Raw genomic sequence first — 24217 nt, 5'->3', positions numbered from 1 at the left:
TGCGGACTCGACCATGTGTGCCTCCATCGGTCCCGGCAGAAGCACCCGCACCCGTTGACCGGGGGGTTGCTGCGACGTCGGCGAGCCAGGTCTCTCGGTCGCTCTGGATGGTGTCGCCGGACCGGAACCGGGTGGGCCTCCGGTCGGGCCGAATCATCATGCGTCGCAGGGAAACCGCAGCACAATGGTAGTAATCAGGGTGAGTTGAGCCCTTGTCCGGCGAGCCGGTGCGCGGTCGGGTAGGGGTGCGAAACGGTGCCGCGGGCGCCTGCTCGGAGAGTGTGAGATCACGGGTCTCGGCCTCACTGCGTGAGCGAGCGGCCCTTCCACACGAGTGTCCGGCGCCGCCGGGCGCGGCGTGAACGTGCCCAGAGATAGAGGTAGGCCGCGACCGATACCGGATGGGCGCACGCGGCGAGGATGTCGTCGCGACCGGGTGCCGCACCGCTGTCCAGGAGGCAGGTCACGAGTCGTCCCGCGACCGCGGCCACATAGCCCATCAGGCCGATCCGCCGGACCCGCCCGTGCCCGGCGATCAGGGCCAGCGGCGGCACCCAGTAGGCGAGCGCGGCAACGGCGCCCACCGCGAAACCACCTGCCGCCGAACCGCCGTAGGCCGACCAGAGCCACCGCGTATACCCGGCCTCCAGTTCGGCCGCATCACGGTACATGCGAGTGCATGCCATCGATCCGGCCGCCACCACTTCGGTGCGCAGGCCCTGACGCCGCATCACCCTGGCGATATCGAGATCCTCGGTGACGCTGCCCGCCACCGCAGCATGCCCGCCGATGGCTCGGTAGGCCGCCGCGTCGAAGGCCAGGAACTGCCCGCACGCCACCGCCATCGACGGGCGCGCACCCCGGTTCGCGAGCGCGATCGGCAGCGTCGTGGCCCACGACCAGCACAGCAGCGGCTGTACCAGTTGTTCGGCGGCCGAGTGCGCGAGTTGCCGCGGCCAGGGCGAGACCAGTGCGCAACGCCGCGCCCGCAATTCGGTCACCGCCGCGGCGATCGCCGCGGGTGCCAGCCGCACGTCGGCATCGACGAAGATCAACGCGGTGGCGCCGGTCGCGGCGGCCGCCTCGGCCAGCCCGGCGCACGCGGCGGCCTTACCGGTCCACCCCGGCTCGGGTTCGTCGTCGCAGCGCAGCACGGTGATGCGCGGGTCGTCGCCGGCCGCGTGCCGCGCCGCCGTCTCGGTGCCATCGGTCGAGCCGTCATCGAGGATCAGCACCCGCAACCCGGGCACACCCGTCTGCGCGCGCAGATCCGCGACCAGCCGCGGCAGCCGCTCGGCCTCGTCGCGCGCGGGGACACAGACGGCCACGGGCTCGGGCACCGGCGGGCCCGGGCGCAACCGGCGCATCGTCAGCAGATTCCCCACCGCGACAGCGCATCCCGCCACCGCGATCCCGGCGCCCACCCGCACCGCCCGCGCGACCAGCGGATGCGGTTCGCGCCGCGCTCGCGCATCGGAAGCGGCGCGCCGACGCCGCAACCCACCAGCCCCGCCGGTCATCGTCGCTCGACCACGCCGGGCCGGCACACCCTTACCTACTTACTGCGCACTTCGCGCCACCAACGGCCGAGGTCGAAGCTCGGTTCCGGGGCGTTCGGCGGCGCCGGATTGCGGTTGACGTAGGCCATCGCCGCCACCACGGCCGCCACGGCCAGGGTGATGCCGCCGACGATGCCTGCCCAGCCGGCGAACGAGCGGGTGTTCGGGTCGGCGTAACTCACCTCGGCGCGAATATTGGTGACGTCGCCGGGCGGCAGCTTCCACGACACCACCGAATCGCCCTCACGATTACCGTTCGTCTTAGCGATGCGGGCCGGGAACGCGATGCTGAACTGCACGTCCGAGCCGTGCGGCGGCACCGATTTCAGGTCGACGCGGCCATTGAGGCTGACCAGATCGCCGGTGCGCTGGAACTGCAACTGGAACATGCCCTGGGTCTGCTCCGACAGCTGACCGAGCTGCTGCACCTCACCGAAGTTCAGATCGTCGAAGAACACCTGACTGCCGACGTAGCCATCCTGGCTGTAGGGCTCCACCCGCATCTTGGTGGCCAGCGCGTCCGGCGCCTTCAACTGCGGGCCCTTGTCCTCGGGGTTGGCCGGGATCACCGCGGCGACGATACGGCCGGAGACCCGGTCGTTGGACGAGACACCCATCGAGGCCTGCACCCGCAGGCAGCCGGCCAGCACCGGCACCAGCAGAGCCGCCAGCAACACGGCCGCCGTCACCCGGATCCCGGGGCGGGGCGCGCGCGGCGAGGGGGCCGGAACGTCGGGTGTCGTGGTGTCGGGACTCGGCTGCACGGGTGACATCGTGCCAGGCGCGCGCCGCGCCACGCACGCGACACCGCGCATCGGCGCGATAGTCCCAGGTGGGTCTCGCTACCGGCTGCGCGCGGCCACCGCTTCGTCGTGGCGGCGATGGGCACGGTGCAGCAGCTCCATCAGTTCGTCCTCCTGCCGGATCCGTCGCCGGTACTTCTCCGGCAGGGCGCGCAGCCGCTGCTCCTCGCTGCGCAGCAGCCCGAAGATCCGGTCGCGTTCGGCCTGATCGGCGGTGTAGCCGAGGTCGAGGTAGTCGGTGGCGTGCCTGCGGGCATTGGCCACGGCCTGCTGGGCGCGCCCGCGCGGACTGATCACCGACACAACCACGGTGACCACCAGCACCAGCAGGATCACCAGCAGCGACGCACCGGTACTGATCTCGCCCACATGCACCGGATCGCCGTTGTTGATGAACGGCAGATTGTTCTCGTGCAGCGCGTGCAGAATCAGCTTGACGCCGATGAAACCGAGGATCGCCGCCAGTCCGAACGACAGGTAGATCAGCCGATCGAGCAGGCCGTCGATCAGGAAATACAGCTGCCGCAACCCCATCAGCGAGAACGCGGTCACGGTGAACACCACGTAGACGTTCTGGGTGAGCCCGAAGATCGCCGGAATCGAATCGAGCGCGAACATCACGTCGGTACCGCCGATGGCCACCATCACCAGCAGCATCGGGGTGAGCATGCGCTTGCCGCCGCGCACGGTGAACAGCTTGTCGCCGTCGTAATCGGGAGTGGTGCGAAACCATCTCTTGGCCACCCGGATCACGATGTTGTCCGCCGACCGGGTCTCGGTTTCCGCCGGAGCCAGCATATTGCCCGCGGTGACCAGCAGCAACAGGCCGAAGATGTAGAACACCCAGGCGAAGGCGTTGATCAGCGAGGCGCCGAGGAAGATGAACCCGGTCCGCGCGATCAGCGAGAACACGATCCCGACCAGCAGCACCTTCTGCTGGTACTCGCGGGGAACGCGGAAACTGCCGATGATGACGAGAAAGACGAACAGGTTGTCCACCGACAACGCCTTCTCGGTGACATAGCCGGCGAAGTACTCGGTGCCCATCTGCACGCCGCCGAAGATCAGCACCACGAACCCGAAGACCACCGCGATCCCGACATAGATCGCCGACCAGATCGCCGCCTCGCGCAAGGTGGGGGTGTGCGCCTTGCGCACGTGGAAGAAGTAGTCGAACAGCAGTAATCCGGCGATCAGGACCAGGGTCGGGATCCATACCGCGGTCGATACCTGCATCTTCCCTCCGGATCGTGGACGACGAAGCCGATCGGGCGTCGGGGGTGTGGCGCCGGGACGGCCCGCTCGCGCTACCGCGGTCCGGCCCGCCCGCTGCCACAGCCGACTGCTCCGAACCTACTCGATCCGGGTCGCGACATGGGCGAACCCGACCGGAAGCGGTCGCCGATCAGCTCGATGCGGGCGGCGCGGGCACCGCACCTCGTGCGCGCACCAGCCGCACCGCCAGCGGCACACCGAGCAGCCCCATGCCGACGGCGCCGTAGCAGGCGGAGGCGGGCAGATCCAGGAACACGGCGTGCGCCAGCGCCGAACCGAGCCAGGTCCACCCGAACGCCGCCACCGGCACCGCGTTTCCGCCGCGCCGCCACGGGGCCGTGCGTTCCCAGCCGGTGAGCAGCACCGCCATCAGCGTCGCCACCAGCAGCCAGCCCAGATAGTTGGTGAGCGGAATGTGTTCGATGCCCGGCAGTCCCGCGTCGGTGACGCACCAGCTCCAGTGACCGTCGGCGACCATCTGCGGGTCGAGAAACAGATCCCAGCCCACCGCGCCGACCGCGGTGACCGGGATCCGCCGCCACGTCCGGCCGGTCAGCAGGCCCGCGACCACCCAGATCGGGTACACCCCGCCGGTCCAGGCCAGCGGGACCACCAGCGGAACACCGGCGATGGCAGGCCCCAGCCGATCGGTGGCGTAGTCGTAGCAGCCGAACGGTATCCCGGTCGCGGTGCCGATGATCTCGGCGAGCAGGCCGCTGCCGGACACGATGATCAGGACGCCGAGCGCGTAGCGCGGGCCGCGGGTGTAGGCGGCGTGGGTCAAGGCGGTCGCGGCCGCGAGCACGACCACCGTCACCGTCACCCGGTCGCGGTCCGCGCCGCTGGTCAGGGGGTAGGCGATCTGGCTGAGCACCCACGCAACGGCGAGTGCGCCGGGAACGAGCGCACCGATCTCCGGTCGGTGGCCGCGGGACGCGACCGCCGAGAACCGGCCGAGGCCTCGGTCGGTCGCGGCGTGCCGGACGCGGCTCATCGTCGCAACAGCCGCGCGAACCGACCCTGATCGCGCAGCACCAGCCGCGCGGCGGTGCGGCCGCTGGCCCCGGACACGCCGCCGCCGGGATGGGTCGAGGCGCCGGTCAGATACAGCCCAGGTGCGCCGGGCACCCGCTGCCCCGACAACTCCGGCAGCGGCCGCCACAGCATCATCTGGTCCAGCGACATCTCCACATGCATGACGTTGCCACCCAGCAACCCGAGTTCGCGCTCCAGATCGGCAGGGGTCTGCACGAATCGGCGCAGCACCGAATCCGCGAAACCGGGTGCGTAGGAATCGACTTCGCCGATGATCCGGTCGGCCTCGGCGTCGGCGAGCGCGGCCCAGTCGGCGCCGTCGGCGAGCCGGTAGGGATGCCACTGCGACCACAGCGACAGCTGATGCTCACCCGGCGCGGCGATACTCGGATCCAGCGCACTGAAACTCATCGCCAGCACCACCGGCCGCGGCGGCAGCGCACCGGCCAGCGCCGCGCCGTGCGCCGCCCGCAGCTGCCTGCGCTCGGACACCAGGAATTGCAGCCCGCGCGCCGATTCCCGCGCCGAGCTACCGGGGTAGGCGGGCAGCGCGTCGGTCGCGGCACGCACCACCATCCCGATGCCGGGCCCGACCCGGATCCGGCGGCGCCAGTCCGCCAGCGTCGCGGCGTCGAAACCGCCCGCACCCAGCAGCTCCAGCGTGGTCAGGATGTGGGTGCCCGCGATGACGGCGCGCGCGGTGAGTTCCCGGCCGGAGGCGGTGCGCACCCGCCAGCCCTCGCCGTCGCGGCGCATCTCGGTCACCGCGTCACCGCTGGTCACCACCCCGCCGTCGGACCGCAGCCGCGCCACCAACGCCGAGGTCAGCGCGCCACTACCGCCGACAGCGCGCCCGGGCGGCAGCGTGTGCATCAGTGCCGCGAAGCCCACCATCGGCGCGGTCCCCGGCTCCGACATGGGCGGGCCGGACTGCGCGCCGAACCAGGCCAGCGATGCCTTGAGCCGCTCGTCGTCGAACAGGCCGTCCAGCAGCGCGTCACCGGATTGCAGGAATTCGTGTGACAGCGCGCTGCCGCCGGCACTCGCGTCCAGCCCCCAGAACGAGCGCAGCAGATGCCCGGGCGTCGGGCCGCCGCCGAACGCGCGCATCACCCGCGCGCTGCGCGGACCCCAGTCCCGCACGAACCGGCGATAGGCATCGGCCTCGCGTTCCCCGCAGGCCGCGGCGATGGACGCACAGGTGCGGTCGAGGTCGCGATGGAACACGATGGGCGCGCGGCCGTCCGGGCCCGCGGGCGTGAAACCCCATGGATCGCAATCGATGTAGCGCAGCCCGAAGCGCGCCAGGTCCAGCTCCTCGATGATGCCGGTGTGTCGGATCATGATGTGCGCCGAGGACCCGCGATCGACCAGATGCCCGGGGAATCGCTCGACCGTGGAGACCGCACCGCCGAGCACCTCGTCGCGCTCGAGCACCTCCACCCGCTGCCCGGCCCGCGCCAGATAGCAAGCCGCGACCAACGCGTTGTGGCCGGAACCGACGACCACGATCGTCATCGCGAGCTCACAGCGGCAGCCGCCGGCCCAGGATGGCGAACTCCCTGGTGTCCCCGGCGAAGATGAAATGCCGCACCACATCGCCGAACCCGGCGCGCCGGTACAGCCGCCAGGCCCGGTTGTCCTCGGCGTCGACCTCGGGGGTCGACAGCAGCACCGCCCGCTCGGGCCGATCCCGCAGCAGCCGCTCCAGCAGCGTCGAGCCGATGCCGCGACCCTGCGCCGACGGGTGCACATGCAGTTCGGTGAGCTCGAAATAGTCCGACAGCAGCTCCCGTGCCGAATGCTCCGGCCAGCTCGACCGCCGCATGCCCGTATAGACCTGCTGCTGCCACCACTGATGCGGTGCGCCCCGGTACCCGTAGCCGATGGCCACGATCGGCGAGGTGCGCACATCGAAGTAGCCGGAGTCGTCGGGGATCACCGCGGCCACGGCCTGCCAGCCCGCGCGGGAGGTGTGTTCGGTCCACATGGGCGCGCGGTGGTGTTCGGTGCCGCGCGGGTAGTCCATCGCCGCGACGTACACCGCGAGCGCGTCGTGCAACCGGGCACGCAGCGCCGTGACCGAGAGGTCGACGACGACGGGTGCGGGCGTGTGATGTGGCTTGACGGCGGTCATGGCTCTCGTGTCGTGGGGACGCTCGACATGCGAGCGGGAAAACGTGTCGGTGGTCGTCTCTATATTCAAGCTCAATTCAAACGTTCGAATACCTGTTCGGTTCGTGCGGTGCCGACCGTCCGGTCGGCCATCGGTCTCGGGCCGAGGTGTGCGACTGGTGGAGGGACGGCTGATGTCTGGTCGAAACGTTCATCCGGGCCGGCCCGGGCGCGCGGGCATGCTGCTGCGCCGCGCCGACGGGCTGTTGATGGAAGCGGCGGGGGAGCACGATCCACGCGAACGTTTCCGCACCGCCTATCTGGCCGCCCTGCGCGGTGCGGGCGCCGTGCTCGCGGCCACCGGCGCCGATGCCGCGCCGCGAGCGCGATCGCGCAATGCCTGGGTGATGCTGCAACGCGCGGCCCCGGAATTCGTGATGTGGGCCGACTACTTCAGTGCCCATTCCGAGACGCGGGCCGCGCTGGAGGCGGGCCTGCCGCGCGAGATCGGACACACCCAGGCCGACGAGTTCTACTCCCGGGTCGGCGCGTTCCTGCACGACGTGGAGGATTTGATCGCGCCCGCCGCCCGTTTGCGTGGCCCGGCGGAGCCCGACTTCGGGATCGGTCCGCGAGTTATCGGCGAGTAGGTGGTACGGCCCTGATCGAACTCGTATCATTGGAGACAGATAGCCGCCAAGGTCGGCTATCTGTCGCCTACCCGGAGGCGACAGCCACGTCCTAGTGCCGGGGGAGGTACCGTGCCACTCTCCGAGCACGAGCAGCGCATGCTCGAACAGATCGAGAGCGCGCTCTATGCTGAGGATCCGAAGTTCGCCTCGTCCGTCCGCGGCGGACGCCTTCGTACGACCTCGAGTAGACGCAGACTTCAGGCCGCCGCCTTGTTCGTCCTCGGCCTGTTCCTACTCGTCGCAGGTATCGCCGCACCGGTGAAGCCGGGCGGCTTCCCGATCATCAGCCTGATCGGATTCATCGTCATGTTCGGTGCCGGAGTGCTGCTGCTGCTCGGTGGCTCCAAGAAGGCCGGCGGCGGCGATCGCGGTGGCGACGCGCCGTCGAGCGGTCCGTCCGGCCCCGGCTCCGGTGGGCGCGGACGTCAGCGCCGGTCCGGCGGCTTCTCCGAGCGCATGGAAGATCGCTTCCGCAGAAGGTTCGAGCAGGAGTAACCTCCGCTCGCCCGAGCTCTACTCCGAACGGCGGTGCGGTACCGGATTCCCGGTGCCGCACCGCCGTTCGTCTGTCTGTCCACACCCCTTGGCGTCCACGGCGTGTCGAGCCGACCGGTCGGCACGGGCCGGCTCGGCCCGCTGAGCCCCACATCGCCCCACGATCGCGCCCCACCTTCCCCCACCGCTCCTCGATCCGAGGGCACACCAGGGAGTTTGCTGGTTGTTGTCGGGGTGGGTCGATGTGGACGCGCGCGGGGAGGTGAAGCGCCGGAAAAGTTCTTCCACACAGTGATAGCTGGGATGACCTGCGGAATCGCCGAAGCGGGGAGCCAGATCACCCCGTGTTTCGATTGAAAGTGGGGGAAAGTGGGGTAATGTGGAGCGCGCACTACAGGAGAGGCCGTAAGGCGCTCGGCCGGAGCGAGTTCCGGCCATGCGTGATCGAGGTGGTCCGGTAGGGAGGTGTCGAGTTGTTTCTCGGTACCTACACACCTCGATTGGACGACAAAGGGCGACTCACGTTGCCTGCGAAGTTTCGAGACGATCTGGCGGGAGGGTTGATGGTCACGAAGGGGCAGGACCACAGCCTTGCCGTGTACCCCAAAGAGGAGTTCACCGCGCTCGCGCGGCGAGCCGCGGCGGCGTCTCGGAGCAACCCGCAGGCACGGGCGTTCGTCCGGGCTCTCGCGGCAGGCACGGACGAACAGCGTCCGGACGCTCAGGGCCGGATCGTGCTGTCGGCGGATCATCGTCGCTACGCCAACCTGTCACGGGATTGCGTGGTGATCGGTTCGGTCGACTTCCTCGAAATATGGGACAAGCAGGCGTGGGAGTCCTACCTCGCCGAACACGAGGAGGACTACGCACAAGCCAGAGACGAGTCGCTGGGCGGGATCTTCTAGCCCGTACGAGTGCCACGCGGCCTCTGCCCGGATGCGGACCCTGACGTACTTCCCCGACGCCAGGTGCCGCTTCGGTCAGAGACCACGGGGCATTCGTCACCGACATCCGGTCCGAATCCCGCAGCATTCGCTGCTCCGCAATCCAGAGCAATCACTCACGACAGCACGACCCATCTACCCGCGGTGTTCGCCGAAAACACTGCGGAACAAGGCGACCCGATATCGGTGCGTGACGAAGCGAGGCAAGATCCGGGAGGTCGAGGTGAACCGTGAACAGCACGGCCCGCGCCATGTCCCGGTCCTGCTGCAGCGCGCCGACGAATTGCTCGGGCCCGCGCTCGGCGAACCCGGCGCCGTCTACCTCGATGCCACCCTCGGATTGGGCGGGCACGCAGAACATTTCCTGCGCACCTACCCGCGGATCCGGCTGGTCGGGCTCGACCGCGACACCGATGCCCTCGCGCTCGCGGGCGAGCGACTGCGGCCATACCAGGACCGAATCACCCTGGTACACACCCGTTATGACGGAATCCCCGATGCCCTCGCCGAGGCCGGGCTGTCGGCCACCGGTTCGGTCAGCGCCATCCTGATGGACCTCGGTGTCTCGTCCATGCAGCTGGACGAGACCGATCGCGGCTTCGCCTACTCGGTGGACGCCCCGCTGGACATGCGGATGGATCCGACCACCGGCCCCACCGCCGCCGACGTGCTCAACACCTACAGCCACGGCGAGCTGGCCCGGATCCTGAAAACCTATGGCGAGGAACGTTTCGCGGGCCGCATCGCGAGCGAGATCGTGCGACGCAGGCAGCAGCGGCCGTTCACCACCAGCGCGCAGCTGGTGGAACTGCTCTACGACGCGATCCCCGCCGCCACCAGGCGCACCGGCGGGCATCCGGCCAAACGCACCTTCCAGGCGCTGCGGATCGAGGTCAACGGTGAGCTGGAATCGCTGCGCGCCGCACTGCCCGCGGCGCTGAACGCACTGCGAGTGGGCGGGCGGATCGTGGTCATGTCGTATCAGTCACTCGAGGACCGCGTCGTCAAACATGAACTGGCCCAGCGTGCGGCCTCGCGCACGCCGGTCGGCCTGCCGATGGAACTGCCCGGCATGGGGCCGGAATTCCGGTTGCTCACCCGCGGCGCGGAGCAGGCCACCGAAGCAGAGATCGAGGAGAACCCGCGCGCCGCCCCGGTACGGATGCGCGCGGCAGAACGGATTCAGGAGGGTGCATGAGCAGGGCGACGACGACGCTCGGGCAGCCTTCCACGGGGAGACGGGGGGCGGTCCGCACGAGCGGGTCGGTGCCCGCGGGCAGCTCGGCTGAGCGAGCAGAGCGGCCCGGTCAGGCCAAAGGAGGGCACAGCGTGAGCGTACGGACACCGACCGTCGCCGAGCCCAGGCGGATCGCCCGCCGAGTGCAGGCCGCCGAGCGGGTGAAATCGGGTGCGGCGCAACGCGCCTACGCCCGCCGCAAGCTGCGCGCCGAAGGGGCAGGCGCCTTCGATGCGGTGCTGCCGCGCGGTTCGGTCATGGCCACCCGCATCCCGTTCGTCGCGGCGATTCTCGCCCTGCTCGGCTGCGGGCTCGCGCTGACCCTGCTGCTCACCACCCGTGCCGCGGAGGACAGCTACCTGCTCAGCGATGCCAGGAAGCTGAACCAGACCCTCGCCGACGAGCGGGCCGCACTGCAACGGGAAGTGGAGGCCGCCGATTCGGCGCCCGAACTCGCCGCGCGGGCCAGGGAACTCGGCATGATCCCGGCCAAGGACCCGGCGCGCCTGGTGGTCGGGCCCGATGGCAGCATCATCGTCATCGGTGACCCGAAGCCCGCCGAGGGCGCACCGGTGCCGCCGCTGAACCCGCCGCCCACCCGCGCCGCGGACCGCCCGGGGGCGCCGCAGAGCCACGGCGAACGAGTTGTCCCGGTCACCTCGACGCCCCGCGCTCCGGCCGCGCGTCCGGACGGCGCCCAGATCAACGCCGCCCCGCCGGTGGGAGCCGGGTTGACGCCTGCCGCGCCGAGCCCTGCGGCGCCGAGCCCCGCGCCCGCCGGCGCTCCGGCACCGGAAGGCGCAGCTGCGGGCCAGGCCGGGGCGTCGGCGCCCGCTCCGGCCGGTGCTCCCGCACCAGCGCCCATTCCCGCAGGTGCCCCACCCGCTTCGGCGGATCCGGCCGCGGGCCCGGCACCCGCTCCGGTCGACCCGGCCGCGGGCCCGGCACCGGTCCCGGCCGCCGCCCCGGTCCCGCCGGCCGACGCTGCACCGGCCCCGGCAGACGGAGCGCCCGCTGCCGCACCGGACCCTGCCACGGTTCCGGCCCCAGCAGGAGCACCGGCCGCGACACCGGCACCTGCCGCGGCGCCGATCGCGCAGTCACCGGCGGCGGCCACCGCGTCGGCGCCTGCGGCTCCGGCCCCCGCCCAGATGCCGGATCAGTCCGCGGCTTCGGCCCCGGCCGCCGGCCCGGTCGCCGGGCCTGCCGCGGATCAGCGGCAAGACACTGCCGAGGTGCCGGTCCCGGCGCCGAACGTCCCCGCTCCGCCGTCGAATCCAGGTCCCGTCGAAGGGCAGGGCATGGCTGCTGAATCAGCCCCCGCCGCACCGGCTCTCATCGAGAACGCGCCCGGGCAACCCGGCGTCGCGCCCGCCGTGCGGCCGACCGCTGGCGAGGCCGCACGATGAGGCGGCCCGGACCCGCGAAGCGTTCCCGTCGCGGGCCGGTGAACAGACGCAGGCCTGCGGCGCCGCAGCTGGACCGGCCGGTGCGGATGCGGTTGGGGGTTGGGCGGATCGCGATGTTCGGCGCGCTCGCCGTCGTCGCGATCCAATTGCTGTGGGTGCAGAGCATTTCGGCGCCGGGACTGTCCGCGCAGGCGGCCAGCCAGCGCACCGCGCACTGGGTGGACGAGGCCATGCGCGGGCCCATCACCGACCGTAACGGCAAGGCGCTCGCGTTCACCGTCACCGCCAAGGAACTGCACTTCCAGCCAGTGAAGGTGCGCAAGGATCTGGCCGAGGCCAAGGCCAAGGACGATTCCGCGCCCGATCCCGAGCAGCGGCTGCGCGATATCGCCGCCACCATCCACGAGAAACTCGGCGACAAGGGGCCCAGCGAGAAGAAGCTGCTGGAACTGCTCAACAGCGACGAGCAGTTCGTGTATCTGGCCCGCAATGTCGATCCGCGCATCGCCGCCGAGATCGTCGTCGAGTTCAAGGAGGTCGGCGCCGACTCGCAGAATCCGCGCGAGTACCCGGGCGGATCGCTGGCCGCCAATATCATCGGTGCCACCGGCTGGGACGGCCACGGCCAGATCGGGCTGGAATCGTCGATGGATTCGGTGCTCGCGGGCACCGACGGCTCGCACACCTACGACCGCGGCGCCGACGGCGCGGTGATCCCGGGCAGCTGGCGCGACCGGGTGCCCGCGGTCAACGGCTACGGCGTCGAACTCACCCTCGATTCGGACCTGCAGTACTACGTCCAGCAGCAGGTGCAGCAGGCCAAGGACCTCTCCGGCGCGCAATCGGCGTCGGCGGTGGTGCTGGACGCCAAGACCGGCCAGGTGCTGGCGATGGCCAACGACAACACCTTCAATCCGTCACTCGGGCCGGAGCATTGGAAACCGGAAGCGCTGGACAACCCGTCGGTGACCCATGCCTTCGAGCCCGGCTCGGTGAACAAGATCGTCACCGCCGCGGCCGCCATCGAATACGGACTCACCAACCCGGACGAGGTCCATCAGGTGCCCGGCCAGATCCATATGGCAGGCGTCACCGTCGGCGATGCCTGGGAACACGGCGTCGCGCCCTACACCACCACCGGTATCTTCGGGAAGTCGTCCAACGTCGGCACGCTGATGCTCGCCCAGCGCGTGGGTGAGGACCGCTTCGCCGACATGCTCACCCGGTTCGGCCTCGGCCAGCGCACCGGCGTCGGCCTGCCCGGTGAAAGCCCGGGTCTGCTGCCCGCGCGCGACCAGTGGTCCGGCGGCACCTTCGCGAACCTGCCGATCGGCCAGGGCCTTTCGATGACGACGCTGCAGATGACCGGCATGTACCAGGCCATCGCCAACGACGGCCTGCGGATCCCGCCACGCATCGTCCGCGCCAAGATCGCCCCCGACGGCACCCGCACCGAGGAACCCACCCCCGAGGGCGTGCGGGTGGTCAGCCCACAGACCGCGCAGACCCTGCGCACCATGTTCCAAGCGGTCGTGCAGCGCGATCCGATGGGCGTGCAGATGGGCACCGGCGTGCCCGCCGCGGTCGAGGGCTATCGGATCGCGGGCAAGACGGGCACCGCGCAGAAGGTCGACCCGGCCTGCGGCTGCTATTCGAGCTCGTCGTATTGGATCACCTTCGCCGGGATGGCCCCGGCCGAGGACCCGCGCTATGTCATCGGCATGATGCTCGACGCCCCGGTCCGCAGCGCCGACGGCAGCGGCGGACAGTCGGCGGCCCCGCTGTTCCACAACATCGCGTCCTGGGCGTTGCAGCGCGACCGCATCCCGCCCTCCACCGAGCCTGCCAGGCGTTTCGTGCTGCAGGCCTCGTGAGTTCATGCCACTGCTCGCCATCGCTGGACCTGCCGCGACCGGTGTCGCGGTGGGCTGGCGCGGGTGCGGCGGACCCGAATCCGTGAACCGCGTTGCCTGCCGCGAAGCAGGCGTCGGTAACCTGACTCGTCGTCGGTGTACGCACCACAAATCGCAGAGAGGAACCTTGTGCCCGCGCAGTCCAGCCAGCACGCGCTACGACCGGCCGAGCCGACGTCGTCGACGCTGCCCGACCTGCTGGATCTGACCGGCGCCGAGCTGCGCTCGGACCTGCCGTCCGGCCTGGTGATCACCGGTATCGAACAGCGTTCGGACGCGGTGCTCCCCGGCGATCTGTTCGCCGCGCTACCCGGCTCCAAGGCGCACGGCGCACGGTTCGCCCGCGCCGCCGTCGAGCGTGGCGCGGTGGCGGTGTTCACCGATGCCGAAGGCGCCGGGCTCGCCGGTGAGCTCGGGGTGCCGGTGCTGGTGCGGGAACGCCCGCGCGAGGTGCTCGGCGAGCTGTCGGCCGCGATCTACGGCCATCCCTCCGATCGGTTGCGCATCGTCGGCATCACCGGGACCTCCGGGAAGACCACCACCTCCTATCTGGTGGAGGCCGGGCTGGCCGCCGCCGGACTGTCCACCGCGCTGATCGGCACCATCGAGACCCGCATCGGCGGACGCCGGGTGCCGAGCGCGCTGACCACGCCGGAGGCGCCGCAGCTGCACGCGATGTTCGCGCTGATGGTCGAACAGGGCGTGGACGCGGTGGTGATGGAGGTGTCCAGCCATGCGCTGGCCCTCGGCCGGGTCGACGGCGTGCGGTTCGCGGTGGGCGGGTTCACCAACCTGTCCCAGGACCACCTGGATTTCCACGCCGACTTCGAGGATTACTTCGCCGCCAAGCGCAGGCTGTTCGAGCCGCAGTCGCCGGTGGCCGCGCGCACCTCGGTGATCTGCGTCGACGACGAATGGGGCAGGCGCCTGGCCGACGGGCTGGACGCACCGATCACAGTCGCCACCACCGGCCCCGCCGACTGGCAGGTCGCGGACACGGTGCGCACCCACGGCGGCGAACAGGAATTCACCGCGGCCGGCCCGCACGGCGAAACCGATGTGCGCCTGCGGCTTCCGGGCCGCTACAACGTCGCCAACGGGCTGCTCGCGCTCGCGCTGTGCGCGGCTGCGGGTGTCGAGCCCTCGGCCGCCGCGCCTGCCCTTGCCACCGTCGACGTGCCGGGGCGGATGCAGCGAGTGGAGCGCGGCCAGGATTTCCTCGCGCTGGTCGACTACGCGCACAAACCGGCGGCGGTCGAATCGGTGATCGCCACGCTGCGTGCGCATCTGGCCGAAGCGGGCGCGGGCGGCAGGCTCGCGGTGGTGGTCGGCGCGGGCGGCGACCGCGATGCGGGCAAACGGACGTTGATGGGCGCGGCCGGCGCGCGCGGCGCCGATCTACTGATCATTACCGACGACAATCCGCGCACCGAGGATCCGGCGGCCATCCGGGCCGCCCTGCGCGCAGGCGCGCTCGGTGTGCCGGAATCCGAACGCGGCGAGATCCGCGAGATCGGCGACCGGGCCGCAGCCATCGAAACGGCGGTGGCCTGGGCCCGCGCCGGTGACGTGGTACTGGTCGCGGGCAAGGGACACGAGGCAGGGCAGGAGATCCACGGGGTGAAGCACCCGTTCGACGACCGCGAGGTGCTCGCGGCCGCGATACAGCAGCGAAGTCCGCAGGGTTCGGACGCGGAGGACTTGACGGTTTCATGATCGAGATGACACTGCGGGATATCGCGGACGTCGTCGGCGGCACGCTGCACGACGTCGCGGACCCGGAGGTGACGGTGACCGGTTCGGTCGAATTCGACTCGCGCAGAATCGGTCCCGGAGATGTTTTCCTCGCCCTCCCGGGTGAGCGCGCCGACGGCCACGATTACGCGGCCGCGGCGGTCGAGGCCGGTGCGGTCGCCGTGCTGGCCGCGCGTCCGGTGGGTGTACCCGCGATCGTGGTCGCGCCCAGCCCCGGCACGTTGCCCGCGAATTCGGCGGTGGTGGCAGGCGATACCGACGGCTCCGGCGCGGCGGTGCTGTCGGCGCTGGCGAAGCTGGCGCGCGCCAGCGTCGAACGGTTGGTCGCCGCAGGCGGTTTGACCGTCGTCGGCGTCACCGGCTCCTCCGGCAAGACCTCCACCAAGGATCTGCTGGCCGCCGTACTGGCGCCGCTGGGCCCGGTGGTGGCCCCACCCGGCTCGTTCAACAACGAACTCGGCCATCCGTGGACGGCCTTGCGTGCCGACGAGACGACCCGGTTCCTGGTGCTCGAGCTGTCCGCGCGCGGTGTCGGCCATATCGCCGCGCTCACCGAGATCGCCCGGCCGAACATCGGCGTCGTGCTCAATGTCGGCACCGCCCACCTCGGCGAGTTCGGCAGTCGTGCGGCGATCGCCAAGGCCAAGGGCGAACTGGTCGAGGCACTGCCCTCGACCGGCCTCGCCGTGCTCAATGCCGACGACTCGCAGGTCGCGGCCATGACCGCACGCACCGAGGCCAGGGTGGTCATGGTGGGGCAGGCCGAACGCGCCGATATCCGGGCCACCGACGTCGTCCTCGACGATGCGGCCAGGGCGCGGTTCACCGTGCACACCCCGGCCGGGAGCGCGCAGGTGCGGCTGTCGGTGCACGGCGAACATCAGGTCGGCAACGCGTTGTCGGCGGTGGCCGTGGGCCTCGAATGCGGCGCGGACCTCGACACCATCGTCGCGGCGCTGGCCGGAGCCCGTGCGGCCTCGGCCCGCCGGATGGACGTGCGCACCACCTCCGAGGGTGTCACCGTCGTCAACGACTCCTACAACGCCAACCCGGATTCGGTGCGGGCCGCGCTCAAGGCGCTGGTCACCATGTCCAAGGCCGGTGATACCCCGCGCCGCAGCTGGGCGGTGCTCGGTGAGATGGCCGAACTCGGCGCGGAGTCGGTGATCGAACACGACGCCATCGGACGTCTCGCGGTGCGGCTGGATGTGGACCGGCTCGTCGTGGTCGGCACCGGCCGGCCCTCCCGGGCGATGCATCAGGGTGCGGTGATGGAAGGCTCATGGGGCGAGGAATCGGTCCTCGTCCCCGATATCGGCGCGGCGATCGCGCTGCTCGACGACGCGGTCGAGCCGGGTGATGTGGTGCTGGTCAAGGCGTCGCAGTCGGTCGGCCTGTGGGCCGTCGCCGAGCATTTGACCGGCGATGCTCGCCCGGATGGACGCAGGGGTAGCGCGGAGGCAGTGCGATGAGACAGATTCTGTTCGCGGCGGGGATCGCGCTGGCGGTGTCGATTCTGTTGACGCCCCTACTGATCAAGATGTTCGCCAAGCAGGGGTTCGGCCAGGAGATCCGGGTCGATGGCCCGGCCAGCCATCAGGCCAAGCGCGGCACGCCGACCATGGGTGGCGTCGCCATCATCATCGGTATGTGGGCCGGGTACCTCGGCTCGCACCTGATCGGCATCGGCTACGACGCCGAAGGTCCCTCGGCCTCGGCGCTGCTGGTGCTCGGACTGGCCACGGCGCTGGGCGCGGTCGGATTCGTCGACGATTTCATCAAGATCCGCAAGGGCCGCAATCTCGGCCTGACGGCCGCCGGTAAGTACATCGGCCAGCTCACCGCCGCGGTGGTGTTCGGTGTGCTGGCCTTGCAGTTCCGCGGCGCCAGCGGCTTGACCCCGGCCAGCAGGCATCTGTCCTACGTCCGCGACATCACCACGGTGTCGATGGGCGTGATCGTGTTCCTCGCCTTCGTCTGCCTGCTGGTGGTGGCCTGGTCGAACGCGGTGAACCTGACCGACGGTCTCGACGGCCTGGCCGCCGGATCGATGAGCCTGGTGCTCGGCGGATACGTGATCATCACGTTCTGGCAGTACTACCACGCCTGCGAGACCAAGCCGGAGACCGGCTGCTACAACGTGCGCGACCCGCTGGACCTGGCGCTGGTGTGCGCCGCGGGCGCCGCGGCGTGCATGGGTTTCCTGTGGTGGAACGCGGCCCCGGCCAAGATCTTCATGGGCGACACCGGCTCGCTGGCGCTGGGTGGCCTGCTCGCCGGCCTGTCCATCACCACCCGCACCGAACTGCTGATGGTGGTCATCGGCGCGCTGTTCGTCGCCGAGGCGGCGTCGGTGGTGTTGCAGGTCGCGGTGTTCCGCACCACGCGCAACCGGTTGTTCAAGATGGCGCCGTTCCATCACCATTTCGAATTGAGTAAATGGGCGGAGACGACGGTGATCATCCGGTTCTGGTTGCTGGCCGCGATGGCCTCCGCGGTCGGACTCGGCCTGTTCTACAGCGAATACCTCTCCGCGGTCGGGTGAGCTGACAATGGTCGAACATTCTCCGCGGGCCCTGCGGTCGCCGGGCCCCATGCTCGAATTCCTGCGTGGCCGTGAGGTGCTGGTGGCAGGCTGGGGTGTCTCCGGGCGCTCGCTGCTCGAGCCGCTGCAGGACATCGGCGCCAAACCGGTTGTCACCGACGGCGGTGCCAAGGCCCTGGCCGAGGCCGCCGAACTCGGCCTCGAGGTCGCCACCTGCGCCGAACTCGAACACGCCGACTGGAGCCGTTTCGCGCTGGTGATCACCAGCCCCGGCTGGCGCCCCGACTCACCGGTGCTGGTCTCGGCGGTGTCGGAAGGCATCCCGGTCTGGGGTGATGTGGAGTTCGCCTGGTGGGTCGATCAGGCCCGCATCTACGGCGAAGTCCGCAAATGGCTGGTCGTGACCGGAACCAACGGCAAGACCACCACCACCCAGATGGTGCATTCGATCCTGCGCGCGGCCGGCATCGCGAGCGTGGCCTGCGGCAATATCGGGCTGCCGATCCTGGACGCGCTGCGCCGCAACCCGGGCCCGCAGGTGCTCGCGGTGGAACTGTCGTCGTTCCAGCTGCATTGGGCGCCGTCGGTGCGGCCGGAGGCCGGGGTGGTGCTCAATGTCGCCGAGGATCATCTGGACTGGCACGGCGGGCTCGACGCCTACGCCGCTGCCAAGGCGCGGGCGCTGGTCGGGCGCGTGGGTGTGGTCGGCCTCGACGATCCGGTGGCCGCCTCGCTGGCCCGCAAATCCAAGGCCAAACGCACCGTCGGGTTCCGGGTCGGTGTCCCCGCCGACGGTGAACTCGGCGTGGTCGACGGCAAACTGCTGGACCGGGCCTTCACCAAGGCCGCGATCCTGGCCGAAACCAAGGAGATCAGTCCGCCCGGCCCGGCCGGCGTCGCCGACGCCCTCGCCGCCGCCGCACTGACCAGGGCCATCGACGTGGCCCCGCAGTTCGTGCGGGAAGGGCTGGTCGAGCACAAGGTCGGCCCGCACCGGGCGGCCTTCGTGCGCGAGGTGGGTGGCGTCGAGTTCATCGACGATTCCAAGGCGACCAATCCGCATGCCGCGCGGTCGTCGATCCTGGCGCATCCGCAGGTGGTGTGGGTGGCCGGTGGTCAACTCAAGGGCGCCGGCGTCGAGGACCTGATCGAAGAGGTCGCCGACCGGCTGGTGGGGGCCGTGCTGATCGGCACCGACGCGGAGGTCATCGCGTCCGCATTGGCGCGACACGCGCCCGAAGTCCCCGTAGTGGAGCTGGCCTCGGGAGACTATGCAGGCATGGGTGACGATGATGCGGGCAGAGCCGCCGCCGACGAGGTGATGGCACAGGCGGTGCGCGCGGCGGCCGGACTGGCCCGCCGCGGCGACACCGTGTTGCTGGCCCCGGCCGCGGCCTCGCTGGACATGTTCGCCGATTACACCCATCGTGGCCGTAGCTTCGCCGCCGCGGTGCACACCCTGGAGGACGGGGACATCGGGCGGCGGCTGTGACCCCGGCGCGGGCTCCACGGCCGGGCACGCGCTTCGGCGCCTGGCTGGCGCGTCCGCTGGCCTCGTTCCACCTCGTCGTCACCATCGCCACCCTGCTCACCGTGCTGGGGCTGGTGATGGTGCTGTCGGCGTCGAGCGTGGAGGCCTACGCCGACGGTGGGTCGGCGTATTCGCTGTTCGTCCAGCAGGCGGTGTACGCCGCGCTCGGTGCTGTGCTGTTCTATCTGGCGTTGCGGATTCCGTTGCGCCGGCTGCGGCAGCTGTCGTTCCCGGTGTTCGCGCTGTCGGTGCTCGCGCTGGTGCTCGTGCTGATTCCCGGCATCGGCGCGCAGGTCAACGGTGCCCGCCGCTGGATCGATCTCGGCGCGTTCTCGGTGCAGCCCTCGGAGATCGTCAAGGTGACGCTGGTGGTGTGGGGTGCGCATCTGCTGGCCTCGCGCCGCTCCGAGCACGCCGCGCTCAAAGACATCCTGGTGCCGCTGGTGCCCGCCGGACTGCTGGTGTGTCTGCTGATCGTGTTGCAGCCCAACCTGTCCACCACCATCGCCGTCGGCATCGTGCTCGCGGCACTGCTGTGGTTCGGCGGGCTGCCGGTGCGGCTGTTCGTGACGATCGCGATCTCCGGCGTGATCGCGGCGGGCGTGCTCGCGCTCTCGGCCGGATACCGCTCCGACCGCATGCGCGCCTTCTTCAACCCCGGCGACGATCCGCAGGGCATCAACTATCAGGCCATGCAGGCCAAGTTCTCCCTCGCCGACGGCGGCATCTGGGGCCGCGGGCTCGGCCAGAGCCGGGCCAAATGGAACTATCTGCCCAACTCCCACAACGACTTCATCTTCGCCATCATCGGCGAGGAACTCGGCTTCCTCGGCTGTGCGCTGGTGCTCGGCCTGTTCGCGCTGTTCGTCTATACCGGACTGCGCATCGCCGCCCGCTCGGCCGATCCGTTCCTGCGGCTGCTCACCGCGACCGCGACCACCTGGATCACCGGGCAAGCGCTGATCAATATCGGCTACGTCGTCGGATTGCTGCCGGTCACCGGCTTGCAGCTGCCGCTGGTCTCGGCCGGTGGGTCCTCGCTGGCGATCACGCTGTTCATGTTCGGCATCATCGCCAATGCCGCCAGGCACGAGCCCGAGGCGGTCGCGGCCTTGCACGCGGGCCAGGACGGCCGATTCAGTAGATTGCTCCGACTGCCCAAACCGGAGGTGTACGCACCGGCGAAGGCGGAGGCGGCCAGGGCGCGGTCGGCCGCGCGGGCCAAGCCGGGACAACGTGGCGGGCCGCCACCGGCGCGCAGGCCACGCACCGGCGGGCAACGCGACGCCGATCCACGGCGACGCTCGGCGACCAGCCGCGGCACCGGCTCCGCGCGCGCGACCCGCGCCTGGGAGCCGAACTATCCGGTCACACACGCGAGAGAACGAGGAAGATCCAGGTGAGTGCACGCCAGTCCGCGAACGAGAACACCGCGGTGAGCGGGGCGACCCGCACCTCGGACGCGCATGGGAAGGCACTCTCGGTGGTCGTCGCCGGCGGCGGCACCGCCGGCCATATCGAACCGGCCATGGCCGTGGCCGACGCCCTGCGCCGCCTCGACCCGTCGATCCGGGTGACCGCGCTCGGCACCGCCCGCGGCCTCGAGACGACGCTGGTGCCCGAGCGCGGCTATCCGCTGGAGCTGATCCCGCCGGTGCCGCTGCCCCGCAAACTCAGCGCCGATCTGCTGCGCCTGCCCGCCCGGGTGCGCGCGTCGGTGGCCGCCGCCCGCGCCGTCATCGACGCGGTCGACGCCGATGTGATCATCGGTTTCGGCGGCTACGTGGCCCTGCCCGCCTACCTGGCTGCCGGTCGCGGTGCCCTGCGGCGCAGGCGCGCGGTGCCGGTGGTGGTGCACGAGGCCAACGCCAAGGCCGGGATCGCGAACAAGGTCGGCGCGCGCGTCGCGGCCCGGGTGCTGGCCGCCGTGCCGGATTCCGGGCTGGCCGGCGCCGAGGTCATCGGCATCCCGGTGCGCGCGGCCATCACCACACTGGACCGCGCCGCGCTGCGCGCGCAGGCCCGCGCCCATTTCGGCCTGCCCGCCGAGGGCCCGGTGCTGCTGGTGTTCGGTGGATCCCAGGGCGCGCGCACGCTCAACGAGGCGGTCTCGGGCGCGGCGAAGGAGCTGGCCGCCGCCGGTATCTCGGTGCTGCACGCGCACGGCCCGAAGAACACCCTGGAGCTGCCGCCGGGCACGCCGTCGGCGCCCTATGTGGCGGTGCCGTATCTTTCCCGGATGGATCTGGCCTACGCCGCCGCCGACGCGGTGGTCTGCCGCTCGGGCGCGATGACGGTCGCCGAGGTGTCCGCGGTCGGGCTGCCCGCGGTGTACGTGCCGCTGCCGCACGGCAACGGCGAGCAGGAGCTCAACGCCCGCCCCGTCGTCGCCGCGGGTGGTGGCACAATTGTGGCCGATTCCCAGCTGACGCCCTCCTACGTGATCGATGAGGTGATTGCCCTGCTCACGGACCCCGCACGGCTGACCGAGATGGGCCGCGCCGCCGCAGGCGCCGGACATCGCGACGCCGCGGACGAGGTTGCCCGCATCGCTGTCCGGGTGGCGGGCCGATGACCGGGGAAGCGAGCAGCCTCGACGCGCGGGCTGCCCTGCCGCCCCTGCTCGAACGGGTGCACATGGTCGGCATCGGCGGCGCGGGAATGTCCGGCATCGCCCGGATCCTGCTCTCCCGCGGTGGTGCGGTGTCCGGCTCCGATGCCAAGGAGAGCCGCGGTGTGCTCGCGCTGCGCGCCCGCGGCGCCCAGGTGCGCATCGGCCATGACGCCAGTGCGCTGGATCTGCTGCCCGGCGGCCCGACCGTGGTGGTGACCACCTATGCCGCGATCCCCAAGACCAATCCCGAACTGGTCGAGGCGAATCGGCGCGATATCCCGGTGCTGCTGCGCCCGGCCGTGCTCGCCTCGCTGATGAGCGGGCATCGCACGCTGCTGGTCTCGGGCACCCATGGCAAGACCTCCACCACCTCGATGCTGATCGTGGCGTTGCAGCACTGCGGGGTCGATCCGTCCTTCGCGGTGGGCGGCGAACTCAACGAGGCGGGCACCAACGCCCACCACGGCAGCGGTGACATCTTCGTCGCCGAGGCCGACGAGAGCGACGGTTCGCTGCTGCAATACGACCCCGACGTCGCCGTGGTCACCAATATCGAATCCGATCACCTGGATTACTTCGGCTCCGACGAGGCCTACACCCAGGTCTTCGACGATTTCGCCGACCGGCTCGCCCCCGGCGGCCTGCTGGTGGTGTGCCTGGACGATCCCGGTTCGCGCGCGCTGGCCGAGCGCGTCGGTGACCGGCTGGCCGAGAAGGGCGTGCGGGTGCTCGGCTACGGCTCCGGCGATCTCGCCGATGCCCCGGTACCGGTCGGAGTCCGGCTGCACAGCTGGGAACCGCGCGATGTGGGGGGCCTGGCGCAATTCCAGCTCGAGGGCGAGTCGACCCCGCGCACCCTGCGGCTGTCCGTGCCCGGCAGGCATATGGCGCTCAACGCGCTGGCCGCCCTGCTGGCCGCGCGTGCCACCGGCGCCGATCTCGACGAGATCATCCAGGGCCTGGAGGGCTTCGGCGGGGTGCACCGCCGGTTCCAGTTCGTCGGCCGGGAGAACGGCGTGCGGGTCTTCGACGATTACGCCCACCATCCCACCGAGGTGCGTGCGGTGCTCGGCGCCGCGGCGGCACTGGTCGAACAGGAAGCCGCCGATGGCGCGCGTTCGCGGCGCGGCCGGGTGATCGTGGTGTTCCAGCCGCATCTCTACAGCCGCACCGCGACCTTCGCCAAGGAGTTCGGCGCCGCCCTCGACCTGGCCGACGAGGTGGTGGTGCTCGATGTCTACGGCGCCCGTGAGGAGCCGCTGCCCGGTGTCAACGGCGCGCTGGTGGCCCAGTCGGTCACCACACCGGTGCACTACCAACCCGATATGTCGCGGGTCGGACGGCAGGTGGCGGGTCTGGCACTGCCCGGCGACGTGGTCATCACCATGGGCGCGGGCGATGTCACCATGCTCGGCAGCCAGATCCTCGACGGCCTACGCGCGCGTCCGCAGTTCGGGCGGTGAGCGCGGGTGCGGTCCGGAGCCGAGCTGTTCGGTGCGCGTGGATGGCGCCGGATCCGGCTGTGGGGATTGCCCGCGGTGTGCCTGCTGATCACCGTGATCGTCGTGGCCTGGTTCACGCCGCTGCTGTCGGTGCGGACGGTGCAGATCCAGGGGCTGTCGGCGGTGCCGGAGGAGCAGGTGCGGGAGTTACTCGAGATTCCGGACGGCCAGTCGATGCTGCGGATCGATACCGCCGCCATGGCCGCACGGGTGGCGAGCATTCCGAAGGTGAGCACGGTACGGGTGCAGCGTTCGTTCCCGTCGACGGTGCGGGTGACGATCACCGAGCGCGCACCGGTGCTGTTCTACACCAGCGAACGCGGTGCGCATCTGCTCGATGCCGAGAGTGTCGAGTACGCGATCGAGCCGCCGCCGATCGGAGTGCCGGAATTGACCGCCGACCATCCCGGCAGCGCCGACGCGGGTACCCGCGCCGCGGTCGCGGTGGTCACCGCGCTGCCACCGGCGCTGAGAGTGCAGGTGGGCGAGGTTGCGGTGCGGTCGATTTCGGATATTTCGCTGCGGCTGCGCGATGGCCGGACAGTATTGTGGGGCGGGGCCGACGATGCCGAACGCAAGGTGGCGGTGGTCGGCCCGCTGCTGACCCGCCCCGGCACGGTCTTCGACGTGTCGAGCCCCGATCTGGTGACGGTAAAATGATCGAAGTCCATCGAACTCGGCGTGATACCCCTTGTGTCCGGCGAGTTTTCGGTGGCGGTCCGGGAGGCGTCCCCGCAACGGGATTCCCGCCGGGGGGCAACCGACCACGATACGACGTCCGGCGTGTCCGCAC

Annotated in this window: 20 protein-coding genes and 1 riboswitch; of the genes, 14 read left to right on the top strand and 6 right to left on the bottom strand. The window is 70.7% G+C overall.

Going from position 1 to position 24217, the window contains the following annotated elements; translation table 11 throughout:
• Positions 1–20 precede the first annotated feature (20 nt).
• Positions 21–114: riboswitch (SAM riboswitch) on the bottom strand.
• Positions 115–302: 188 nt separating this feature from the next.
• The 6 genes from AC5W7N_RS23235 to AC5W7N_RS23210 form a co-directional block, all read right to left on the bottom strand.
• Entirely contained in the window at positions 303–1520 is a 1218-nt protein-coding gene (locus AC5W7N_RS23235) for a glycosyltransferase family 2 protein (protein ID WP_495922138.1), read from the bottom strand.
• A gap of 35 nt (positions 1521–1555) precedes the next feature.
• Positions 1556–2323 (bottom strand): LppM family (lipo)protein, encoded by a 768-nt coding sequence (locus AC5W7N_RS23230; RefSeq protein ID WP_416382007.1) that lies wholly within the window; start codon positions 2321–2323, stop codon positions 1556–1558.
• Positions 2324–2401: 78 nt separating this feature from the next.
• Positions 2402–3598 (bottom strand): TerC family protein, encoded by a 1197-nt coding sequence (locus AC5W7N_RS23225; RefSeq protein WP_163815608.1) that lies wholly within the window; start codon positions 3596–3598, stop codon positions 2402–2404.
• Positions 3599–3767: 169 nt separating this feature from the next.
• Positions 3768–4550, bottom strand: a complete 783-nt coding sequence (locus AC5W7N_RS23220) for a carotenoid biosynthesis protein (protein ID WP_495924184.1) — start codon at positions 4548–4550, stop codon at positions 3768–3770.
• Positions 4551–4627: 77 nt separating this feature from the next.
• The gene (locus AC5W7N_RS23215; protein ID WP_163815604.1) at positions 4628–6190 is read right to left on the bottom strand and encodes a phytoene desaturase family protein; all 1563 of its coding nucleotides are present in this window, start codon (positions 6188–6190) and stop codon (positions 4628–4630) included.
• Positions 6191–6197: 7 nt separating this feature from the next.
• Positions 6198–6809: a GNAT family N-acetyltransferase gene (locus AC5W7N_RS23210; RefSeq protein ID WP_163815602.1), complete on the bottom strand. Its 612-nt coding sequence runs from the start codon at positions 6807–6809 to the stop codon at positions 6198–6200.
• Positions 6810–6981: 172 nt separating this feature from the next.
• Between AC5W7N_RS23210 and AC5W7N_RS23205 the strand changes: the two genes are divergently transcribed.
• The 14 genes from AC5W7N_RS23205 (at position 6982) to AC5W7N_RS23140 (ending at position 24084) form a co-directional block, all read left to right on the top strand.
• A complete protein-coding gene (locus tag AC5W7N_RS23205; RefSeq protein ID WP_228807086.1) occupies positions 6982–7437 on the top strand; it encodes an SAV_6107 family HEPN domain-containing protein in 456 nt (151 codons plus the stop codon).
• A 111-nt stretch (positions 7438–7548) separates the two neighbouring features.
• Complete coding sequence (locus tag AC5W7N_RS23200; RefSeq protein WP_163815600.1) at positions 7549–7974, top strand: SCO2097 family morphological protein; 426 nt, start codon at positions 7549–7551, stop codon at positions 7972–7974.
• Positions 7975–8447: 473 nt separating this feature from the next.
• On the top strand, positions 8448–8879 hold the full coding sequence (gene mraZ, locus AC5W7N_RS23195) for a division/cell wall cluster transcriptional repressor MraZ (protein WP_036535307.1): 432 nt from the start codon (positions 8448–8450) through the stop codon (positions 8877–8879).
• A gap of 247 nt (positions 8880–9126) precedes the next feature.
• Positions 9127–10116 (top strand): 16S rRNA (cytosine(1402)-N(4))-methyltransferase RsmH, encoded by a 990-nt coding sequence (rsmH, locus tag AC5W7N_RS23190; RefSeq protein WP_495924182.1) that lies wholly within the window; start codon positions 9127–9129, stop codon positions 10114–10116.
• Between the two features lie 131 nt (positions 10117–10247).
• Positions 10248–11564 carry a cell division protein FtsL gene (gene ftsL / locus AC5W7N_RS23185; protein WP_495922137.1) on the top strand — a complete coding sequence of 439 codons (1317 nt, stop codon included), beginning with the start codon at positions 10248–10250 and terminating at the stop codon, positions 11562–11564.
• Complete coding sequence (locus AC5W7N_RS23180; RefSeq protein ID WP_416381999.1) at positions 11561–13438, top strand: peptidoglycan D,D-transpeptidase FtsI family protein; 1878 nt, start codon at positions 11561–11563, stop codon at positions 13436–13438. Before ftsL ends, AC5W7N_RS23180 begins: the two co-directional genes overlap by 4 nt.
• Positions 13439–13606: 168 nt before the next feature.
• Positions 13607–15193 carry a UDP-N-acetylmuramoyl-L-alanyl-D-glutamate--2,6-diaminopimelate ligase gene (locus AC5W7N_RS23175; RefSeq protein WP_495922136.1) on the top strand — a complete coding sequence of 529 codons (1587 nt, stop codon included), beginning with the start codon at positions 13607–13609 and terminating at the stop codon, positions 15191–15193.
• Positions 15190–16704, top strand: coding sequence for a UDP-N-acetylmuramoyl-tripeptide--D-alanyl-D-alanine ligase (locus AC5W7N_RS23170; RefSeq protein ID WP_495922135.1), 1515 nt, complete (start codon positions 15190–15192; stop codon positions 16702–16704). The genes AC5W7N_RS23175 and AC5W7N_RS23170 overlap by 4 nt, the downstream gene beginning before the upstream one ends.
• The gene (gene mraY, locus AC5W7N_RS23165; RefSeq protein WP_138446661.1) at positions 16701–17777 is read left to right on the top strand and encodes a phospho-N-acetylmuramoyl-pentapeptide-transferase; all 1077 of its coding nucleotides are present in this window, start codon (positions 16701–16703) and stop codon (positions 17775–17777) included. The genes AC5W7N_RS23170 and mraY overlap by 4 nt, the downstream gene beginning before the upstream one ends.
• 49 nt (positions 17778–17826) lie before the next feature.
• Positions 17827–19269 (top strand): UDP-N-acetylmuramoyl-L-alanine--D-glutamate ligase, encoded by a 1443-nt coding sequence (gene murD / locus AC5W7N_RS23160; RefSeq protein ID WP_194991631.1) that lies wholly within the window; start codon positions 17827–17829, stop codon positions 19267–19269.
• A complete protein-coding gene (gene ftsW, locus AC5W7N_RS23155) occupies positions 19266–20711 on the top strand; it encodes a putative lipid II flippase FtsW (protein ID WP_163815593.1) in 1446 nt (481 codons plus the stop codon). The genes murD and ftsW overlap by 4 nt, the downstream gene beginning before the upstream one ends.
• 125 nt (positions 20712–20836) lie before the next feature.
• Positions 20837–21883: an undecaprenyldiphospho-muramoylpentapeptide beta-N-acetylglucosaminyltransferase gene (gene murG / locus AC5W7N_RS23150; protein WP_228816108.1), complete on the top strand. Its 1047-nt coding sequence runs from the start codon at positions 20837–20839 to the stop codon at positions 21881–21883.
• Entirely contained in the window at positions 21880–23385 is a 1506-nt protein-coding gene (murC, locus tag AC5W7N_RS23145; RefSeq protein WP_163815592.1) for a UDP-N-acetylmuramate--L-alanine ligase, read from the top strand. Before murG ends, murC begins: the two co-directional genes overlap by 4 nt.
• Positions 23386–23391: 6 nt before the next feature.
• Entirely contained in the window at positions 23392–24084 is a 693-nt protein-coding gene (locus AC5W7N_RS23140; protein ID WP_495922134.1) for a cell division protein FtsQ/DivIB, read from the top strand.
• Positions 24085–24217 lie beyond the last annotated feature (133 nt).

The sequence above is a fragment of the Nocardia sp. CDC519 genome (genome assembly GCF_059509835.1).
This window is presented reverse-complemented; position numbering and strand designations above follow the sequence as displayed.